The sequence below is a fragment of the Paenibacillus sp. MCAF9 genome (genome assembly GCF_052114265.1).
Taxonomy (GTDB): domain Bacteria; phylum Bacillota; class Bacilli; order Paenibacillales; family Paenibacillaceae; genus Pristimantibacillus.
Map to the genome: position 1 here is coordinate 112,374 of NZ_JBFREL010000004.1, position 19,132 is coordinate 131,505.

Consider the following 19,132-nt stretch of genomic DNA (forward strand, 5'->3'; position numbering starts at 1 on the left):
ATGGGGTGGTTTAAGAATATGGTCATGCGAATGCTTAAGATACAGCCGGCAGCTGAGAATAGAACCATCACAATAACGGAGCCTCTGAGTTATGGTACTAACGTGCTACGTAATCGGCTCTGGTTCCGCGGCGATCCGTCCGAGCTGGAGCAATTCGCCATGCAGACGGCGACGGATAACGTCAGTAAAGCGCGTTTCTGGGCAGCTTCAGCAAGTCAGGGGCTGCGCATCCGTAAGATCCACAGTGGGCTGCCGTCCATCATTGCGGGAACGCTTAGTGACATTGTCATAGCGGATCTGGATGCGATCGAGCTTCAGCCGCAAGAGGTAGCCGATAACTGGCAAACGATAGCTGAGGATAACGGCTTGGATAAGCTTCTAGGTGAGAGCATCACCGATACGCTGGTAGCCGGTGACGGGGCATTCAAGATTACGGTCGATCCGGACGTGACGGAATACCCGATCATCGAGTTTTACAGCGGAGAGCAGGTTGACTACAAGCGGCAGCGTGGAAGGCTCCAAGAGGTGCTGTTCTATACTGATTACCATCATGATAAGAAAGATTACCGTCTGGAAGAGATGTTCGGTAAGGGTTATGTTCGCTCACGGTTGCTTGATGCCTATGGTAAAGAGGTAGCACTAACTACGGTGCCTGAGACGGCACATCTTCAGCCAGAAGTTACTTATGACGGTGGCTTTATGATGGCCGTGCCGATGCAGTTTTACAATTCCCCTAAGTGGCAAGGTCGGGGCAAATCGTTGTTTGATTCAAAGAATGACGAATTTGACGCGCTGGATGAAGTAATCAGCCAATGGGTGGATGCGATCCGCGCCGGTCGAGTTCAGAAGTATATCCCAGAGGACATGATACCGCGATCGGTAGAGACAGGCGAGCTGCTGCGGCCTAACCCCTTTGACAATCAATTTGTCAGGCTGAGCACATCGCTTGCTGAGGACAACAAAGGCCAGGTTATCACCGTGCAGCCGGCAATACTCTATGAGGCGTTTGTGGAGTCATATGCCAGCGCGCTGGATATGTGTTTGCAGGGTATTATCTCACCTTCGACACTTGGAATCGACTTGAAGAAGCTTGACAATGCCGAGGCGCAGCGCGAGAAAGAGAAGGCTACGCTGTACACTCGCGGTAAGCTGGTAGAGGTGTTGAACCAAGTCATACCGCAGCTCGTTGATGTTGTGCTGAAGGTGTACGACACGATGCGAAGCCGCTCAGCAGCTGATTACGAAGCAACGGTAACGTTCGGTGAATATGCAAGCCCAAGCTTTGACAGTGTGGTGGAGACAGTCGGTAAGGCACGGACGTTTGGCGTTATGTCTGTCGAGCGCGCTGTTGAGGAGCTGTATGGCGACACTTGGAGCGATGAAGATAAAGCTGCCGAAGTCGAGCGACTAAAAACTGAACAAGGTCTGCTGGAAGCTAAAGAGCCTGCGCTCAATCAAGATCCACCTCCTGACGATGAGGAAGACGATCCAGGCGATGTCGAATGAGTAAATACAACATGCGGCAGATAATGGCTGAAATGGAGCTTGATCTGATCAAGAGCATGAAGCGTAACTTTCCCCGGCATGAGGCTGAGCAGGAGAAACACGGCTTCAAGTGGACACAATGGCAGGCTAGGAAGCTGGCAGCACTGAACGCTTACCAGAAGCGTAACGGCGGTATCTTAGAGGAGCACATGCCTGTAGCTTACGAGGCTATTGATAGGAGCATTCGCGGGTCCTTTATCCGAGGAGCTCGAAAAGTTGGTGATTTTGCTGGCAAGCTGTGGAATCGATTCGGCTTTGGTCGAAGACAAGACATTACGCGCCCTATTCCGCGCATGGACGACGACAGCAACTTTTTTAAGATCAATGAGCGCCGAATAGGTTCATTGGTAAAAGTCTCACAGGGCGAGATAAGAGCGCCACAGCATGCTATTCTACGCCAGATGGATGACGTGTACAAGCAGACGATCTTCCAAGCGCAAGTTTACATGAATAGCGGTGCTGCAACTCTAGGCAAGGCCATCGACATGGCGACAAAGGACTTTTTGGATAAGGGAATCGATTGTATAACCTATTCCAATGGGCGCCGCGTCAATATCGCCAGTTATGCCGAAATGACGCTGCGTGCTGCTTCCCAACGTGCGGTGTTCGCCGGCGAAGGGGCCAGACGCGATGAAATAGGCGTGCGTACTGTCGTTGTATCAGCCCATAACAACTGTTCGCCGCTTTGCCTGCCGTGGCAAGGTAAGGTATACATTGATGATGTGTACAGCAAAGGGAGCAAGAAGGATGGCAATTACCCGTTGCTCAGTAAGGCTATTGCCGCGGGCTTATTTCATCCCAACTGCCGTCACAACATGGCGACGTTCTTCCCAGGAGTTAGCAGGCTGCCTGAACCAGTTGACGATGAGGTTGCGCTAGGCAACTACAAGGCGGAACAGAAGCAGCGATCTATGGAGCGCCAGATCAGGAAGTACAAACGCCGGGAAGCTGGCAGTGTTGATCCTGAGAACCAAGCGGCAGCCAAAGCTAAGGTCAAGGAGTGGCAGAAGAAACTGCGTGGCCATTTGGCTGAAAACGAACAGCTACGAAGGGACAGCAGCAGGGAACAGAACAAGCTACCCATCGAGAAAAAGCCAGACAACGGATTAAGCAATGGCAACAAAAGGATTACGATTAAACCGGAACATCTGTCCCATGCTTCACAAGGGGAATTCACCAACCCGAAAAATCCTAAGAAGCAAGCCGTCGGTAGATTCAGCAAAGGTGGGCACGGTGAAGAAAATATCCAGTTGTTGGAACAGCACGGCATCCAGTATAATATCGTTAAAGAGTACAAGAATGGTGTTCGTATCGGTAATGTGCCTGACCATAAGGAAAAAATTAAGCAGTCTGGTACCAAGCAAGCATGGTTTCCTAAGGATTGGAGCGCAAAGGATATTGATGACGCTGCTGCTTATGTGGCCAACCTGGCTGATTCAACTAAATTCCAAATGACCCCTAAACGCGCAAATGGAGAGCTGATTGCAGTTTTCAAGTACGCTGAGTATAAGGGAGTAACAGTGGGCATTTGCTATGACGCCAAAAAGGGCGAGGTAACAACAATATTCCCAGACGAAACGCAACGGTTAGGAGGCGAAGCAGATTGAGTGATAATGAACTGATTACGAATAATCTAGAAATAATTGTCATGATGACACAAGACGGTGCTTCCCCGCCGTTGGATGAGTACTGGGATCCGATTATTGACTTGTTGAGCAAGGATATTGCTACAACCAAGGAATTGTTGTTGAAGTGTACGCCTGATGAAATTAATATAATGGGCGGATATTTTGAAGATGTCTCTTACAATCTGCAGAGCCAGGAGTTTATTGATTTTTTGCGCGAGCTTCAGAAGAAGTATCCCGAAATCGACTTGGAAAAGGACATACAATGGGCTGTAGACGCTCTGGATGATTAACAAGCACTCACGCATAGGCGAGGGTGCTTTTTTGTTGCCGTCTTTTGGTTGCTGCAGACGTTAAAGAACAGCTCATCACCGGACGCGACCGGGTTAACAAGCGAAGATGAATGGAGGAAAAGTACATGAATAAGGAACAGTTTATAGCATTGGGATTGACCGAGGACTTGGCCGATAAGGCTGCCGCTGCTTCAGGTGATGAGCTTAAGGGTTTTGTGCCCAAAGCTCGCTTCGACGAGGTAAACACGTCCAAGAAGACAGCAGAGGACTCGCTGAAAGAGCGCGACAAGCAGCTGGATGAGCTAAGCAAAACGGCGGGAGCCAGCGAGGAGCTGAAGGCACAGATCACGAAGCTCCAGGGTGAGAACACAGCGGCCAAGGAGAAGTACGAGGCTGACCTTAAGGAACTGACACTGACCAATGCCATTAAAACAGGGTTGGCTGGACAGGTCCATGACGAGGCGCTTGCTGCAGGACTGATCGATAAAACAAAGCTGGTTATTGATGGCGATAAGATTGTTGGTTTGGAAGAGCAGATTAAAGGACTGAAGGAATCGAAGGGGTTTCTTTTTAAAACCGAGGATCCGAATCCAAACCCAAATCCTAAACCGCCTGGCTTCGTCGTTGGGGGCGGAGGAAACCCAACACCTCCAGCAACGACAACGTCCCTTAAGGACGCTATTGCTGCACGTATTCAAGCACAATCATAAGGAGATGAATCACTATGGCAATTACATTGAGTGAAGCAAAGAAGAACGTCCAGGACGCATTGACGCAGGGCGTAATTGATGAGTTTCGAAAGAACAATTTTCTGTTGGAGAATCTGACGTTTGATGATGCAGTAAGTCCAACAGGCGGCGGAGCGACACTGACTTATGGCTATACGCGTTTGATTACGCAGCCTACTGCACAATTTCGTTCAGTTAACGAAGAGTACACGCCGCAAGAGGTGAAGAAGCAGCGTTATACGGTTGATCTCAAGGTGTTTGGCGGTGCCTATCAGCTCGACCGCATCATTGCGGGTATGGGCGGCATTGCCGATGAGGTACAACTGCAAATGCAACAGAAAATCAAGGCTGCACAGGCGTTGTTTAATGACACGGTCATCAACGGTGACAGCGCAGTAAATGCAGAGACGTTCGACGGCTTGGACAAGGCGCTCACGGGTTCCAGCACGGAGTACATTCCTGGTGCTGCAATCGACTTGTCTACCTCAGCAGCGATTGACACGAACTACAAGGTGTTTCTCGATCAACTTGACGAGTTCTTGATGGGACTTGACGGCGATCCGTCTGCAATCATGGGTAATTTGAAGTTGATTGCCAAGATCAGAGCATGCGCGCGACGTGCGGGCACATATACCACAGCTCGTGATGAGTTCGGCAAGCAGGTCGAGAAATATAACGAGATCCCGTTGGTCGATCTTGGTGCGAAAGCAGGGACGAATAACTCGGTTGTGGGTACAAGTGGCACCGGAGAAACGAGCATATATGTACCGCGCCTCGGCCTGGATGGTTTCCACGCTGTATCAATGGCTGGTCACCCACCAGTACGGACTTGGCTGCCTGATTTCAATACAAGTGGAGCGGTTAAAACAGGTGAGGTCGAGATGGTTGCGGCAGTAGCGCTCAAGGCAACCAAGGCTGCCGGCGTTATGCGCAAAATCAAAGTACAGTAAGGAGGGCTAATCAATGAAATATAAAGATGATCTGCCAAATGGCTATGTGAACGGCTATTATGTCGGCTTACGGCAAGGTAGCCCCACACAAGACGCTTTGGAGTCTCAGGGAGACGGACATTCCGTGCAACGCGATACTGTCCGTATTGGCACAGTGACTCCGGATGCGCTCGAGCCTAATTACCCTGCACCGGAAACTGAGGAAGAGGAGGGTGGTAGCTAATGGCACAAGTCATTGCACCAAACAGAGAATATACAGGGTTGTCCGCAGGTGTCATGTTTATGAACGGTGTTGGCCAGACAGACGATCCTCACTTGCTTGAGTGGTTTGCTGAAAAAGGCTACGAGGTTGAACAGGTAACCCAAGAAGAAGACAAGGTAGCTGAAGCAGCTAAGAAAGAAGCGGAGAAGCAGCTTAAGGCCCTCCGCAAGAAAGCTACTGAGCTTGGGATTGATGACGTGGCCGACAAGGATGCTGATACACTCACAGCGCAAATTGCTGCTGTAGAGCTGAAATAGGTGATCGTATGGCTTATGCAACAGCGGAGGATTATGAACAATACGGAGATGGACAAATTCCATCAGAGGAGCTTGATCGTGAGCTACAGCTTGCATCTGATCAAGTGGACAGCTTGACCTATAACCGCATCGTTGGACGCGGACTGGTTGGGCTGTCTGCATTTCAGCAGCTTAATGTGATCAAAGCGGTCTGCCAACAGGCTTCATTCGGTTATCAATACGGGGATTACCTAACGATGCCGCTTGCTGGTTACTCTGCTGGCAGCGTCTCGTTGTCTTTCAAGACCGTTGAGGGTGCAGGGGGCGTGCAGACTACTGAAGCTGTCACAAGCCTGCTGCGAGCTACAGGGCTGACGAACAGGGGGATATGCTGATGCGTGGTAAGTTACCGTTCCCGACATGGATTCTGGTTACACCGATCAAAGTCTATCAAACTGAATTAAGTGAGGACCAGGGGCCTGTCGAGGAGTTAATCTTCGACGGGCTTTGTTGTTATGACGAGAAGATGCGTCAGACACTGGATAAGGAGCGCCGACTGGTTACGCTCTCTGGCAAGGTGATCATTCAAGGTGACATTAACCCCGGCAAGCTAATCGAGGGCTATGTCGTTGTTGGTGGAGCACAGCGCTCGATATTCAGGTCAGCTCGCCCTCATAATCCGGACGGTAGCATTTTCTCAACTGAATTGGAGCTGAGCTGATGGGCAAAGTCAAAGCACGCGGTAAGATGGACCCAAGAGCGGTCAAGCAGATTAAGGATGCAGCGGTAAAAGCGCTGGAACATACCTTGGACGCATCAAAAGACAGCATATTGGGTGATATCATGGCTGCCGAGGTAGTTCCTAAGCAAACAGGCGAGCTAGAACGTAGTGTATTCATTGATGAGTCATCGTCCAAAAAAGGCAAAGTGACGCTGATCTATGATACGCCGTATGCCCGCCGGCTCTATTTCCATCCAGAATACAACTTCCGCCGGGACAAGAACCGTAATGCACAGGGAATGTGGCTCGAAGAGTGGGCAAACGGCAAGAAAGACAACATTGTTAAGAAAGTGTTTCGCGATTTATGGAAACGGTTTGCAGGGGGCTTGATACGATGATGACACTGGTGCAGGTTAAGGACTGGCTAAAGACGCAGGTTGATTCCCCAAGCTGGTACATCGGCAAGTTGGATGGAAAAAAGCCGCAATGTATAGGGGTGTATAACCTCAACGCAGGTAAGCCAGTTATTGCGCTTGGCGGTTTGGAGCAAACGAGCTACGCGATCAAGGGCGCATCCATATTGGTGCACTGGGGCAAGAATCCTGACGCTGCAGAGCAGAAGGCTCAGGAAGTCTTTACTGCGTTGTTTGGCCAGATGGCCGAGATCAATGGACGACGCGCCATATTTGATATGCGAACGCCGGAGCCGGTAAACATTGGTACGGACGACGAAGGGATTTACGAATACGTAATCGAGGTCACGATTTATTACGAGAGGCAGGGGAATTAGATGGCTGAAACAGGCGTTTTTCCGGTTCATAATAATATTTTCAAGATTGGCAAGGCTGGTCGAGCATCGACAGCGGCGGAAATGGTGACGGTCAAGGATCTGGAGAATTTCTCTATTAGCATTGATGGGAATACGGAAGAGTGGTCACCGATGGACCAAGGCGGATGGACGCGCCGGGCCGTAACGGGCAAGGGCATGACGATCAGCTTCACAGGCAAGCGTAACTACGGAGATCCAGGCAATGACTACATCGCAGGCTTGATGATCGGTACCGGGCAGGACGTGGAAACAAAGTTTGAGTGGACAATGCCAAGTGGCGCGAAGCTGGTTATGGATTGTGTAATCAACCTTACAGCTCCTGCAGGTGGAGATTCAACGAATATCGACGGACTAGAATTTGAACTATTGAGCGACGGCAAGCCGACATTTACGCCGGCTGCACCATAAGGGGGATAATACATGTCAAAGGTTATTAATCTATCAGGTAAATTTAATTCGGAGCAACCGGTTATCCAGATCGATAAAAAAAAGTACCAAATCAATAACGGTATTCAGGCCGTGCTCGCTTTTCAGGAGGCGGCGGATAAAGGCGTGCAGGGGATGCTTGACGCTTTAAAAGGCGCGCTAGGTGATGAAGCATTCGACGAAATTGGCGTTATGAATTTTAGCCTGGATAACGTCAAAGTGCTGTCTACGGGAATTCTTGCGGCTCAGTCCGGAATCTCCTATGACGAGGCAGCTGCGCGATTTCAACGGGCAGAGTCAAGCCAATAGTTGGTATGACTTGTACGATGATTGGCCGCTGATTGAAGCGAGCCTTACGACGCAGTACGGTATCCGGATCCGGCAACATGCAGATATGCCTTGGGATGAATTTTGCGCGTTACTGTCGGGTTTGATGCCCGACACGCCCCTAGGTAGCATTATATCTATAAGGGCGGAAAAGGATGCTAAGGTACGTCGAGGCTGGAGCGCAGATCAACGTCGTATCTACAACGATTGGCGTAAACGGAGTGCAGAGAGCAAGTTAATTGACCCTGACACGTTACTAGATGGGATGAAGAAAATGGAGGCCGAAATGGCTCGGCTATTTGGAGGTGGCGGATAGATGCCAGGAGGAGCAGGCAGGATAGATTTAGATTTAGGGCTGAACCTTGGTGAGTTTAACCGCCAGCTCTCCGGGATAGCAGGGCAAGCTTCGAATCAAGTGGCAAAGGCGTTTAGAGGCGTTGGTGGGATTATTGCAGCGGCTTTTGCGGTTAATGGCCTTATTGATTTTGGTAATCAAGCGATCAAGTTAGCGTCCGACCTGCAGGAAGTTCAGAACGTTGTGAACGTCACGTTCGGCAGTATGAAGCAGGAGATAGACGCCTGGTCTAAAGATATGATCGATAGCTTTGGTCTCTCAGAGCTGTCTGCCAAAAAGTACGCATCGACGATGGGGGCCATGCTCAAGTCGTCAGGCCTCGCCGGAGCCCAAATGAAAGACATGTCCAAGAACCTGACCGAGTTGTCAGCGGATATGGCGTCATTTTACAACCTTTCAACCGATGAAGCCTATTACAAAGTCTTTGCCGGGATGACTGGTGAGACGGAGCCGCTTAAGGCGCTGGGCGTCAATATGAGCGTAGCGAACATGGAGGCGTATGCACTTAGCCAGGGCATTCAAAAAAGCTACGAGAAGATGTCGCAAGCCGAGCAAACACTGCTACGCTACAACTACTTATTATCTGTGACCGGTGATGCACAAGGTGACTTTGCACGTAATGGTGACAGCTGGGCCAACCAAATCCGTATCATGACAGAGCAGTGGAAAATCTTCCAAGGGACGATGGGGATTGGCTTTATCAATATTCTGACGCCGATCGTAAAGGGCTTGAACTGGCTCATAGCCAAGCTGCAGATCGCCGCGGCCTATTTTAAGGCATTTACTGAGATTGTTTTCGGGGATGCCGTGGGCGCTTCCGCAGCTTCCGCAGCAAACGCGGCTGAGCAAGCAAGCGGATCTGTGGCGGAGATGGGCGATGCTACTGCTGGTGCAGCTGACAAGGTGAAAAAAGCAGGCAAAAAGGTAAAAGGGTCCCTTGGTAGTTTTGATCAACTCAACACCATATCTCAAGGGGCTGCTAAGGCGTTGGACGATGCTGCTGGCTCTGCTGGCGACATGTTCGGGGGAATCGGAGCAGGTGCTGACTTCGGAGCATTTGAAATGCCAGAGCCTGATATAGCTACTGATGTGTTTAAAGCCAAAATGCAAGAAATGCTTACGGTTACTAAGGCTACTTGGCAAGGGATATGGGGCTATGTGCAGGACTATGGCCGCAGGCTGTCAGCTGCCTATTCAGGGCTTGGCATGGCGATGCAGCCGATCGTTGCCATGAAGGAGCCGCTTAAAGCTGCATTTCTCGATGCTGGGAAGTCAGCTAAGCGACTTGTGACAGATTTCCTTGTTCCGGTCAGCGATTATTTCATGTTCGATTTCATTCCGACGATCGTTACGGGCATGGCTCAAAATTTTGCGCCGGTGTTTGCTAATATTGGTGTATCAGCGATGGAATTGTTTGCAAAATCAATGCGCAATGCTGTCAATACGGCTGTGATGTTGTGGGACGGCACATGGCTGCCAGCACTTGAACGTATCAAAAAAGGTTTTACGGGTGCCATGCCTACCATTGCTGGAGCCATGCAAAGCCTAATTGATAATACGCTTAAGCCTGCTGCCGATTTCATAATCAACCAGTTTGCCATTCCGATCGTTGCTAAGTTGCAGGAGACGTTTGTACCGATCTTTGCGGATACATTGGTTTGGGCAGTAAATGAATTTGCGAAGACTTTTGACAATGCTGTCACCCATATGAATAAGCTGTGGACCACTACGCTCCAGCCATCCATTGAACAGTTTCGGGATACTTTTTTAGAGATCATCCCGCAGATCGGCGATTCGTTTAAAAGCCTGCTAACGGAGACGATACAGCCATTCGTTGATTATTTGCTAAACGAGTTCATCATTCCAATTTCCAGTGAGATTCAACAGACATTTGTTCCGATCTTTACCGACATTTTAACCGCAGCGTTTGAGGAAGCGGCATTGGTGTTCGAGCAATCCGTTAAGTTAATCAATGATGTCTATAATACGGTATTAAAGCCGGTCTTTGATTTGATTAAAAAGATTGTGATGGACACTTTGGGTATCGTAAACACGCTTTGGAAGGAACATGGAGAAACCACGATAAAAAATATCAGGGGAACATTGGGTACGTTACGCGATCTATTTATGAAGCTTTGGGATGACATTCTGAAACCTATCATCGTGCCATTCTTGGAAATGCTGTCTGATGTTTGGGACAAACATCTTAAAGGGTTAATAGAGGAAGTTGGTAGGTTTATCTTTAAGCTGGTAGATGCCGTAACGGAGATTTGGAACAAATTTATTTGGCCAATACTCGGTTATTTGTTAGACAAGCTCAAGCCAGCGTTTAAAGTAGCCTTTGATTTTATTGCGGGAGTTGTAGGCACTGCAATTGGAGTCATTGCCGATGTGGTAAAGGGTCTTTTAAGAACCTTCGGTGGAGCCATTGATTTTATAACTGGCGTGTTTACGGGTGACTGGAAGAAGGCTTGGAATGGATTGAAGGATTTTATGGGCGGTTGGGGTGACGCCTTAGTAGGCATATTTAGAGGTGCTGTCAATCTTATCATTGACTTGATCAATGGCATGATTGGGGTCATTAATAACGTGAAGATTGACATCCCTGATTGGGTCAGTAAGATTCCAGGTGTCCCAGACGGTATAGGTGGCGAAATCGGTTTCAAGATACCCAAAATCCCGAAACTAGCCAAAGGCGGTTTAGCCTATGGCCCGACGCTGGCGATGGTCGGGGATAACAAGGGAGCTTCCGTTGATCCGGAGGTAGTCAGCCCGCTCTCCAAGCTGCAGGATATGCTTGGAGGTAATCAGCAGCCTGTCGTTGCAGTGCTGGAGTTGATTCTGAGGGCTATACAAGATAGTAATGCTCGACCTGCGGTGCTGCAGGTTGGAGAAGCAGAGCTTGGTCGCACAGCGGCACGGGCTATTAATGCTGCCAACAGACAAGCGGGGGGCGGCCTATTACAGTTTTAAGGAGGGCTGAGCATGGAGCTCAAGATTAACGGAGCGCCCATTGCGGCGTTCCCTTCAAAGTTTACGGTAACTACGCTGGATCTTGATGATGGTGATACTACGCTTAGGACGGCGGACGGAGCCCTAAATCGGGATCGTATCGCAGTCAAACGTCAGATTGATATGGAATGGGGCGTGCTCACCTGGCCGCAGATTTCCGCTCTATTGAAGTCGATAATGAATGTTTATTTCAGTATGTATTATCCCGATCCGCAGATTGGGACTTATACAACAAAAACATTCTATGCAGGGAATCGTCCGGCGCCTTTTGCAGTAGATGATGGCAATCAGGTTTTGTGGTCAGGGCTTAAAGTGACCCTGACGGAGCAATAGCCATGTATCCCATATCTGATGTTTTTTTGGACCAGCTACGACGTCGGGATCGAGATTTTCAGATTTACGCGGACATTGATGGAGTGACGTACACAAGCTCCCAAATTGTTGAATTTCAGATTGAGAATAGTATAAGGGCTGGCGAGGAGTTTCAACTGGGCACTACGGTTCTTGGACAGTTAACCATCAAACTACGGACTCAGGAGAGTATTCCCGCCAATGCTCGGATTAGATTGTACCTCTCACAGTCACTATCCTCTCTAACATGGGAGCAAGCTATTTATCCGTGGCAAGGGATGGACGTGACTTGGCTTGGGAATCAATCTGGCATGCCGCTTGGCGAGTTTTACGTCGATAGCCGTAAGAAGATCAATGACGTGTGGGCGTTTACGTGCTATGACAGGCTTGTCTGGGCTGACACGCCGTACATCAGCTCATTGAGTTATCCAACGACCCAGCAGGCGGTATGGAACGAGATATGCGATATGATGGGCTACACGTATGATAGCAGTGTGCAGATCAGCCCAAGCTATCACATACAAGCCGGACCGGCTGGCTTCAGCATGCGCCAAATGCTTGGGTTTATTGCCTCTGCCAACAGCGCATGCGTGTTTGTGGGCAAAGATGGCACCATCAAGTTCAAACGCTTCAGTGCTGCTGATAATCCCGTCTGGACCATGACTGGTGCTGATTATGTGAGGATTAAGCAGCTCAACCCAATAAAGACATATACGAGGGTTGTCGTAACTTATGACACAGAAGACAAATTGACTTATGAAGCTGGTATTGGAGACGAGAACCACACGCTGTATGTGACCAACCCGTTTGCCACGCAGGCCATCACAAATGCGCTGCTCGTGTCACTCAACGGCTTTAGTTATCTACCTGTTGATATGGACGCTCGCGGTTATCCGCAATTGGAGCCAGGCGACAGGATAGGAGTCGAGCGTTACGAGGGCGGTACATGGCTGGAGACACAAACACCATGGCAGGATACACATTTGCCGTGGGACGGCGTGGCACATTATCAGACGATCATAATGCACCAGGTGTTCAGCTATCGCGGCGGACTTAAGATGCGAATTGAAAGTCCGTCCATTTCTGAGCAGCAAAGCGAGTTCGTTGTTAAAGGCCCGCTGACGCAGCAGATCGATCGCATTAATAAAGATGCGGTTAAATACGATAAAGCCTATTACGGCGTCTCGCACAGCCGAGCAGAGGGAATTATCGTCCAGCGTGAGGACGGTAAGAGTAAGCTGACACTTAACTCTGATGTCATGGATTGGCAGGTAAACGGTAACAGCTCGCTCCATTATGATGCCCAGGCCAACCGGTTAAAGTTTACGGGGACGTTGGAAGGCGTTGACGGCGTGTTCTCCGGCTCGTTACAGGCAGCGACAGGCACATTCAAAGGCGAGCTTGTAGCTGCTAGTGGTACATTTGCAGGCTCTTTGCAAGCTGCTTCGGGTACGTTTACGGGTCAACTGGTGGCAGCGAGTGGCAGCTTCAGCGGTGCGATTTCCGCCTCTTCATTCGTAGGAGGTACAGTGACAGGAGCATTGATCCAGACCACACCTGCGGGACAATTTCCACATGCAGAAATGTCGGCTACTGGGAACTATTTTGGCGTATACGCTTCAGCAACAAAGTATATTAACATCTTAGCGAATGATTCCGGCGATCCGCTTCTATATTTTAATAATGGATCCAGTCTTGCAAGGCTTGCTCTCCTAGGAGGAACGTTTTCAGTTGGGGCGTTTGGAAATATGATGTTGGGAGCGACAGGGGATCTAACCATGTCAGTAACAGGGGCAGGTTCCAATATTCGAATTACTCCCGAAAATGGGATGGTTATATTCCCCTCATGGGATTCAATATATTCGACATTGGAATCCAAGACGCTACAACAAGCACTAACCGCTAAATCTAATTCAGGAGTTTCAACAAGTCTATCTGGCGGACATAATCACGGCATACCGAATGGGACTAGATTGGCGATTGTAAATAGTGCAGGAGTAGTTACAGGGAGCGTTATCTGGGCCGTTGCAGACAATCATAGCCATGCCCAAAATTGAGTGATATACTAGACTCAAAAATTGGGAAATGAGGTCGGATTATGAAAAAGGTTGTCATCGCATTTGTAGCAGGGGCGCTACTCATGGCATCGGGGCAAGTTTTAGCAGATAGTGTTTCTAAAATTGGTAAGAAAATCGATGGTGAAGCTAAGGTCGTACTTAACGGCAATCAGCTTAGTAACGCTGTAATAAGCGAAGGCAAAAGCTATGCGCCGGTTCGCGATATTGCAGAGGCATTAGGAGCTTCAGCTTCCTATACAAAGGGCGTGATTACGATAGAAAAAGCAATGACTGATGACGCAGAAACATTGAGGATCGAGAAACTAGCATCTCTAAATAAAAACAAAAGTTTGTTGATTGAGGAAAAGAATAGTCGTACTACAGCCAATCAAAATATGAAAGCGGACAATGTAAAAGTTCAAGAAGAAATGGACAAAATTGTTCAAGAATGGGCCAAAGAGTCTTATCGAAGTAGAATATCAAGCAATAATACCGGCATTGCTACTAACGAGAAACGAATCGCAGACATTGATGTCGAGATTGCAAAAATCGATGCAGAAATAGCAGCACTAAAATAATTCAAAGAGTCGTCCATCAAATGGGCGGCTCTTTTACTTTGAAGGAGGCTTAATATGGCACAAGTGCAGCATGTACTTAACATTGCGATCGATCCACTGAAGCCGGTACCAGAGATTTGCGCAGTTATTCAGGCTATAGTTCCGTATCACCAAGGGCAGGAGGAGGCAATCTTGCTTGGCGTTCAGGAGGCATGTGAAGCTCGTCTGAATCAACTACGGAAAGGAGTTGAACAGAATGGCTAACCGTTATACGAATCTGCAAGGTAATCAAAGAATTAGTGATACCTACAATGAGATTAATGAAGGCTTTGACGGCGTACAGGGTGACCTAGACGCACATACTGGCGCGAATACAGCCCATGGAGCTACATCAGCAGCGACAGCCAGCCGCATCATGCAACGGGATCCAGCAGGACGAGCGAAAGTAGCGGCGCCGGCAGCTTCGGACGATATTGCTCGGAAAGCTGAAGTTGATGCTGCGGTAAGTACGGCTGCTGCTGATGCGACGGGCAAGGTCAATACGGTACAAAACAATCTGACGACTCACAGTAACAATGTGGCCATCCATACAACACAAGTGGAAAAGGACAAGCTCGCAGGGATTGCGGCGGGAGCAGAAGTCAATCAGAACGCTTTTTCTAAAGTCGCCGTTGCTGGACAAAGCGATGTGGATGCCGATTCTAAAACAGATACGCTCACGATTGCGGGCGGGATCGGGATAACGGTAACTACGAACCCGACAACGGATACCGTCATTATAACTGCAACGGGAACGGCAGCTCCGGGCGCACATGCTTCAACACATGTGACAGGCGGTTCGGATGTCATCCCTAATGCCGTTGCAGGCGGGAATTCCGGATTAATGTCAGGAGCAGATAAAGCAGCCTTGAACCAAACGGTTCAGGGTTTAGCCGATCTAAATGCTTATTTAAATTTCATGCCAATTGATGGGGGGGATTTTCAAGGATCGCAAGGCGGTCCTCCGTTTGATGCAGGACAATTTTAAAACATAATCAAGGAGGCATTATCCATATGGCACTAAGACTACGACGCGGCAATGCCGCTAACTTTTCAGCAATCACATTAGTATCGGGGGAGCCAGCATTTCTGCTTGATACCGGGAAATTTTATATTGGCGGTCCGGCAGGCGAAAAGATCCTCATCAATCCGGATCAAGCGGCAGCGGAATCCGCGGCGAAGCTAACGACACCACGAACAATTGCATTAAACGGAGATGGCACAGGATCAACTAGTTTCGATGGTTCAGCAAATGTGGCCATTACGCTCGTATTAGCAAACAGTGGAGCAACAGCCGGAATGTATACAAAAGTTCAGGTTGATGCAAAAGGCCGTGTCATTTCAGCCTCACAGATTACAGCAGCCGATATCCCTAATCTTACACTTGCTAAGATCACAGACGCCGGAACAGCAGCGAGTAAAAATACAGGCACAGCAGCTGGGCAAATCCCGATTCTGGATTCTGGAGGCAAGTTGGATGCGGCAGTGCTTCCAGCAATTGCGATTACCGATACATTTGTTGTTGCCACACAAGTAGCAATGCTGGCGTTAACATGTGAAGTTGGTGATGTCGCTGTTCGGACGGATGTACAAAAGTCATTCATCCTCAAAACAGCGGGGCCATCAACTCTTGCAAACTGGCAGGAACTACTTACACCTACCTCGCCCGTACAAAGCGTGGCAGGAAGGACAGGGGTTGTCACACTCACCTCAGCTGATGTAGGACTAGGCAACGTAACTAATGAATCCAAAGCAACTATGCTAACCTCTGCAGCACTGACAGGTGTCCCAACAGCTCCCACAGCAGCGACGGCAACTAATTCAACACAGATCGCCACTACTGCCTATGTGAAGTCGCAAGGGTATCTGACAGCAAGCAGTGACATTGATGGCGGTACATTTTAGGAGGCGAGGCAATTGGCTAATAAAATACAGGTATTACGTGGCCTTAAAGCCAGCTTGCCAGTACTTTCGGCTGGTGAGTTTGGCTATACCACTGACACGAAAGAGCTTTACATCGGCAATCCTACAGGTGGAAATACTCAAATCCCAACGATAAACACGCCAATTAGCGGGATGATGAGACAGGCAATTATTAACGGTAACTTTGATGTGTGGCAGCGTGGGACAAATTTTAGCATAGCCAACCATTTTGTAGCAGATAGATGGTATGTGGGTATAGTTGCTGATGCTTCTCAAGGGACTATATCAAGAGGTAGTTTAACACCAGGCGTAATACCAAATGCAGAATCATTCATGAGGATTAATCCAACATCTTTAGTTAATTGTCAATATATCGTGATCCAACAAGCCATTGAAGGCGTTAGAAATTTTGCTGGAGGTAAAGTGGCGATTAGTTTTTGGGCTAAAGCAGATGCATCGCGCGTATTAAATGTTTATCTTAATCAATCATTTGGTGTTGGTGGATCTCCACTCGTAACGTCTGCAGTCAGTAATGTAAGCTTAAATACGTCATGGACAAAATATACAGTCATTTTAGATTGCCCATCAATCGTTGGCAAAACCATAGGTAGTAACAACTTTATATCCTTAGTTATCGGTTTGCCAGTTACAACGGGTTATACAATCGACATCGCACAAGTCCAGGTTAACGCAGGAGACGCAGCTTTGCCGTTTCAACCAAAAGCTAAACAACAAGAGGAACAAGATTGTTTACGGTACAGGTGGCAATCGTGGGCGGATGCAACAGCATCACCGAGCACGGGATCAGTATCAGGGGTCGCTATTACAAGTACAGCTCTACTAATAGGAGCAAGGTTTCCTGTGCCGATGCGAATTACACCAACAGTGAACGTAGTTAATAACGGGGTATCCAATCAGTTTAGAAGTACTACAAATGGATCGTTGGTAACCGCGACATCACAATTTTTTGGAGGGGGGAATAACAAAGGTTTTCTGTTAATTTCTATATCTGGGGCAACATTTACGGTTGGTGATTATTACGATTTTGACATCTTTGCAGATGCCGAACTATAAAGGAGGATCACATGAACGGATACAAACACTATATAAGAACCAATGAAGCCGGGATGATCATCCACGGCTTTTCTTCTGCCTTCGAACAGCCACTAGAGACGGATTATCTCTTTGCGGAGGAAGCGTCGCGTCATTTTCACGAATCGTTTACGGAGCCATTAACCAACGAGCGCGGGCAATATCGTTTTAAAGTGATTGACGCTGAATTCGTTGCAAGATCGCAAGAGGAGCTGGATGCTGAATGGCAACTACGACCATTAACGCCGCTAAGCGAGCTGGACCTGTTGAAGCTGGAGAATACCGAATTAAAGATAGCACTGGCTGAATTGGCGGAAGCGCAAGAAGCAGATAAAACAGACATGCAGCTCGCACTCGCTGAGTTGGCAGATCTGCTACTTGGAGGTGAGTAATTTGGCTAAAATCTACTTTGATTTGATTCAAAAGGATTTGAAAACGATCGAGGATGTGCCGCAACGTTGGAGATCTGATGTTCAAAGTTTGTTAGATGCTAAGTAGTATTTGATCAATTCGGCTCCGCTTCGGCGGGGCTATTTAATTTGAGGAGGCGTTCAGCGTGTCAAAAGATCATTTTGTTTTTACAACATTAGGTGCTCTATTCGTACCAGCATTCGAGTTTATGTATGGGGTTGGTGAAGCGGTGTATACATCCATGATCGCATTATTGTTTTTTATCTTGATGGACTGGATCAGCGGCACAAGGGCAGCTAAGAAAGATTTGAGCTACGGCAGCTCCTACGGCATTGACGGTGTGGCTCGTACACTGTTCATGTTGCTCCTTCCTGCTGGTGGCCATCTCCTTGACATTGTGTTCAAGTTACCTGGGCTTTTATTCGGGGCACTGACTGCGGGATTACTCTACCACGTTATCCAGTCCATGGTCGCCAACTCTATCCGCGCAGGCTGGGGCGAGTGGCTGCCGCTTAACGTGCTGGAGGCTCTTCTTAAATGGGTGGGCAGTGAGCTAGATAAGAAAGTACAGAGAGCAACACAGCGCGGCGGGGTAACGCCTGATTTGACTGTTGTGCCGGCGGAAGAGGTGAACAAGATTGACTAATTACGTAAAGGATCATATCCCAAAGGGGACGGCGTGCAATCGTCGTCCTGGTAATGTGCTGCTTCTTCAAACGATCACAATCCACAATACGGGCAACCCGTCCAGCACAGCGAAAAATGAGAGAGCCTGGCTGACTAATCCGACCAACAACCGGACGGCATCCTACCATATAGTTGTGGACGAACACGGAGCTATAGAATGCCTGCCACTAAACGAGAACGCTTGGCATGCTGGTGACGGCAGCGGGGTGGCAAGTGGTAATCGCACATCAATCGGAATGGAGTTGTGCGAGAGCGGCAACTACGCAAAGACACTGAATAATGCAGTTGAGCTTGTGGCTGCCATGCTTAAGGAGCGCGGTTGGCAAGTAGATCGTCTTCGCCGGCATTATGACTGGAGTGGTAAGATATGCCCACGTAAGATGTACAACGGGGGTAAATGGTCAGGTTGGAATATGTTTAAAGAGAGGGTTGCAGCTAGGCTGCAGTCTATTAAGGAGGAAGAAAATATGATGAAACCTGCTGATGCGAATAAGATAATCGCGTTCCTAAGCGCGGCACATGGACTAGCTCAAGATAAGGCTAGTCGCGATGAAGCGCATAGGCTGGCAAATGAGCTGCGGAAGGCTAGCGGCCAGAAAGAGCAATAGTTTTTTTCTGTCGTCATAAATGTTCGGAGTTTAATTGTATAATCTATTCTGTTGAAAATCAAAAAAGTATGGTAAACTAAAAGGGAACATATGTTCTT

At 48.5% G+C, this 19,132-nt stretch carries 26 protein-coding genes; all 26 read left to right on the forward strand.

Annotated features, from left to right (window positions below; genetic code table 11):
- The 26 genes from AB4Z45_RS08505 to AB4Z45_RS08630 all read left to right on the forward strand — a co-directional run bounded on the left by AB4Z45_RS08505 (window position 1) and on the right by AB4Z45_RS08630 (window position 19,034).
- Complete coding sequence (locus AB4Z45_RS08505) at window positions 1–1,506, forward strand: capsid protein (protein WP_441908719.1); 1,506 nt, start codon at window positions 1–3, stop codon at window positions 1,504–1,506.
- A complete protein-coding gene (locus AB4Z45_RS08510; protein ID WP_441908720.1) occupies window positions 1,503–3,152 on the forward strand; it encodes a phage minor capsid protein in 1,650 nt (549 codons plus the stop codon). Before AB4Z45_RS08505 ends, AB4Z45_RS08510 begins: the two co-directional genes overlap by 4 nt.
- On the forward strand, window positions 3,149–3,463 hold the full coding sequence (locus AB4Z45_RS08515) for a hypothetical protein (RefSeq protein ID WP_441908721.1): 315 nt from the start codon (window positions 3,149–3,151) through the stop codon (window positions 3,461–3,463). Before AB4Z45_RS08510 ends, AB4Z45_RS08515 begins: the two co-directional genes overlap by 4 nt.
- Before the next feature lie 125 nt (window positions 3,464–3,588).
- Entirely contained in the window at window positions 3,589–4,173 is a 585-nt protein-coding gene (locus tag AB4Z45_RS08520; protein WP_441908722.1) for a phage scaffolding protein, read from the forward strand.
- 14 nt (window positions 4,174–4,187) lie between these two features.
- Window positions 4,188–5,141: a major capsid protein gene (locus tag AB4Z45_RS08525; RefSeq protein WP_441908724.1), complete on the forward strand. Its 954-nt coding sequence runs from the start codon at window positions 4,188–4,190 to the stop codon at window positions 5,139–5,141.
- A 13-nt stretch (window positions 5,142–5,154) separates the two neighbouring features.
- Entirely contained in the window at window positions 5,155–5,364 is a 210-nt protein-coding gene (locus AB4Z45_RS08530; RefSeq protein WP_441908725.1) for a hypothetical protein, read from the forward strand.
- On the forward strand, window positions 5,364–5,660 hold the full coding sequence (locus AB4Z45_RS08535) for a hypothetical protein (protein WP_441908727.1): 297 nt from the start codon (window positions 5,364–5,366) through the stop codon (window positions 5,658–5,660). The genes AB4Z45_RS08530 and AB4Z45_RS08535 overlap by 1 nt, the downstream gene beginning before the upstream one ends.
- Window positions 5,661–5,668: 8 nt before the next feature.
- On the forward strand, window positions 5,669–6,034 hold the full coding sequence (locus tag AB4Z45_RS08540; RefSeq protein WP_441908728.1) for a hypothetical protein: 366 nt from the start codon (window positions 5,669–5,671) through the stop codon (window positions 6,032–6,034).
- Entirely contained in the window at window positions 6,034–6,360 is a 327-nt protein-coding gene (locus tag AB4Z45_RS08545; protein ID WP_441908729.1) for a hypothetical protein, read from the forward strand. The genes AB4Z45_RS08540 and AB4Z45_RS08545 overlap by 1 nt, the downstream gene beginning before the upstream one ends.
- On the forward strand, window positions 6,360–6,758 hold the full coding sequence (locus AB4Z45_RS08550; RefSeq protein WP_441908730.1) for a hypothetical protein: 399 nt from the start codon (window positions 6,360–6,362) through the stop codon (window positions 6,756–6,758). The genes AB4Z45_RS08545 and AB4Z45_RS08550 overlap by 1 nt, the downstream gene beginning before the upstream one ends.
- Complete coding sequence (locus tag AB4Z45_RS08555; RefSeq protein WP_441908731.1) at window positions 6,725–7,150, forward strand: phage tail terminator protein; 426 nt, start codon at window positions 6,725–6,727, stop codon at window positions 7,148–7,150. Before AB4Z45_RS08550 ends, AB4Z45_RS08555 begins: the two co-directional genes overlap by 34 nt.
- A complete protein-coding gene (locus AB4Z45_RS08560; RefSeq protein ID WP_441908733.1) occupies window positions 7,151–7,597 on the forward strand; it encodes a phage tail tube protein in 447 nt (148 codons plus the stop codon).
- Between the two features lie 12 nt (window positions 7,598–7,609).
- On the forward strand, window positions 7,610–7,924 hold the full coding sequence (locus AB4Z45_RS08565) for a hypothetical protein (RefSeq protein WP_441908735.1): 315 nt from the start codon (window positions 7,610–7,612) through the stop codon (window positions 7,922–7,924).
- Window positions 7,878–8,258, forward strand: a complete 381-nt coding sequence (locus tag AB4Z45_RS08570; protein WP_441908736.1) for a Gp15 family bacteriophage protein — start codon at window positions 7,878–7,880, stop codon at window positions 8,256–8,258. Before AB4Z45_RS08565 ends, AB4Z45_RS08570 begins: the two co-directional genes overlap by 47 nt.
- The gene (locus AB4Z45_RS08575) at window positions 8,259–11,270 is read left to right on the forward strand and encodes a phage tail protein (RefSeq protein ID WP_441908738.1); all 3,012 of its coding nucleotides are present in this window, start codon (window positions 8,259–8,261) and stop codon (window positions 11,268–11,270) included.
- Window positions 11,271–11,282: 12 nt separating this feature from the next.
- Window positions 11,283–11,642 (forward strand): DUF6711 family protein, encoded by a 360-nt coding sequence (locus AB4Z45_RS08580; protein ID WP_441908740.1) that lies wholly within the window; start codon window positions 11,283–11,285, stop codon window positions 11,640–11,642.
- Between the two features lie 2 nt (window positions 11,643–11,644).
- Window positions 11,645–13,717 carry a hypothetical protein gene (locus AB4Z45_RS08585; RefSeq protein ID WP_441908741.1) on the forward strand — a complete coding sequence of 691 codons (2,073 nt, stop codon included), beginning with the start codon at window positions 11,645–11,647 and terminating at the stop codon, window positions 13,715–13,717.
- 41 nt (window positions 13,718–13,758) lie between these two features.
- Window positions 13,759–14,295 (forward strand): hypothetical protein, encoded by a 537-nt coding sequence (locus tag AB4Z45_RS08590; protein ID WP_441908742.1) that lies wholly within the window; start codon window positions 13,759–13,761, stop codon window positions 14,293–14,295.
- A 54-nt stretch (window positions 14,296–14,349) separates the two neighbouring features.
- Window positions 14,350–14,538: a hypothetical protein gene (locus AB4Z45_RS08595; protein ID WP_441908743.1), complete on the forward strand. Its 189-nt coding sequence runs from the start codon at window positions 14,350–14,352 to the stop codon at window positions 14,536–14,538.
- Window positions 14,531–15,301, forward strand: coding sequence for a hypothetical protein (locus AB4Z45_RS08600; RefSeq protein WP_441908744.1), 771 nt, complete (start codon window positions 14,531–14,533; stop codon window positions 15,299–15,301). Before AB4Z45_RS08595 ends, AB4Z45_RS08600 begins: the two co-directional genes overlap by 8 nt.
- Window positions 15,302–15,327: 26 nt before the next feature.
- Window positions 15,328–16,218 (forward strand): hypothetical protein, encoded by an 891-nt coding sequence (locus tag AB4Z45_RS08605; protein WP_441908746.1) that lies wholly within the window; start codon window positions 15,328–15,330, stop codon window positions 16,216–16,218.
- Between the two features lie 12 nt (window positions 16,219–16,230).
- Complete coding sequence (locus AB4Z45_RS08610) at window positions 16,231–17,310, forward strand: hypothetical protein (protein WP_441908747.1); 1,080 nt, start codon at window positions 16,231–16,233, stop codon at window positions 17,308–17,310.
- Window positions 17,311–17,321: 11 nt separating this feature from the next.
- Window positions 17,322–17,720 carry a hypothetical protein gene (locus AB4Z45_RS08615; protein ID WP_441908749.1) on the forward strand — a complete coding sequence of 133 codons (399 nt, stop codon included), beginning with the start codon at window positions 17,322–17,324 and terminating at the stop codon, window positions 17,718–17,720.
- A gap of 1 nt (window position 17,721) precedes the next feature.
- Window positions 17,722–17,826: a CD1375 family protein gene (locus tag AB4Z45_RS08620; protein WP_441908751.1), complete on the forward strand. Its 105-nt coding sequence runs from the start codon at window positions 17,722–17,724 to the stop codon at window positions 17,824–17,826.
- 58 nt (window positions 17,827–17,884) lie between these two features.
- Complete coding sequence (locus tag AB4Z45_RS08625; protein WP_441908752.1) at window positions 17,885–18,385, forward strand: phage holin family protein; 501 nt, start codon at window positions 17,885–17,887, stop codon at window positions 18,383–18,385.
- The gene (locus AB4Z45_RS08630) at window positions 18,378–19,034 is read left to right on the forward strand and encodes a peptidoglycan recognition protein family protein (RefSeq protein WP_441908753.1); all 657 of its coding nucleotides are present in this window, start codon (window positions 18,378–18,380) and stop codon (window positions 19,032–19,034) included. Before AB4Z45_RS08625 ends, AB4Z45_RS08630 begins: the two co-directional genes overlap by 8 nt.
- The last annotated feature ends 98 nt before the right edge of the window (window positions 19,035–19,132 follow it).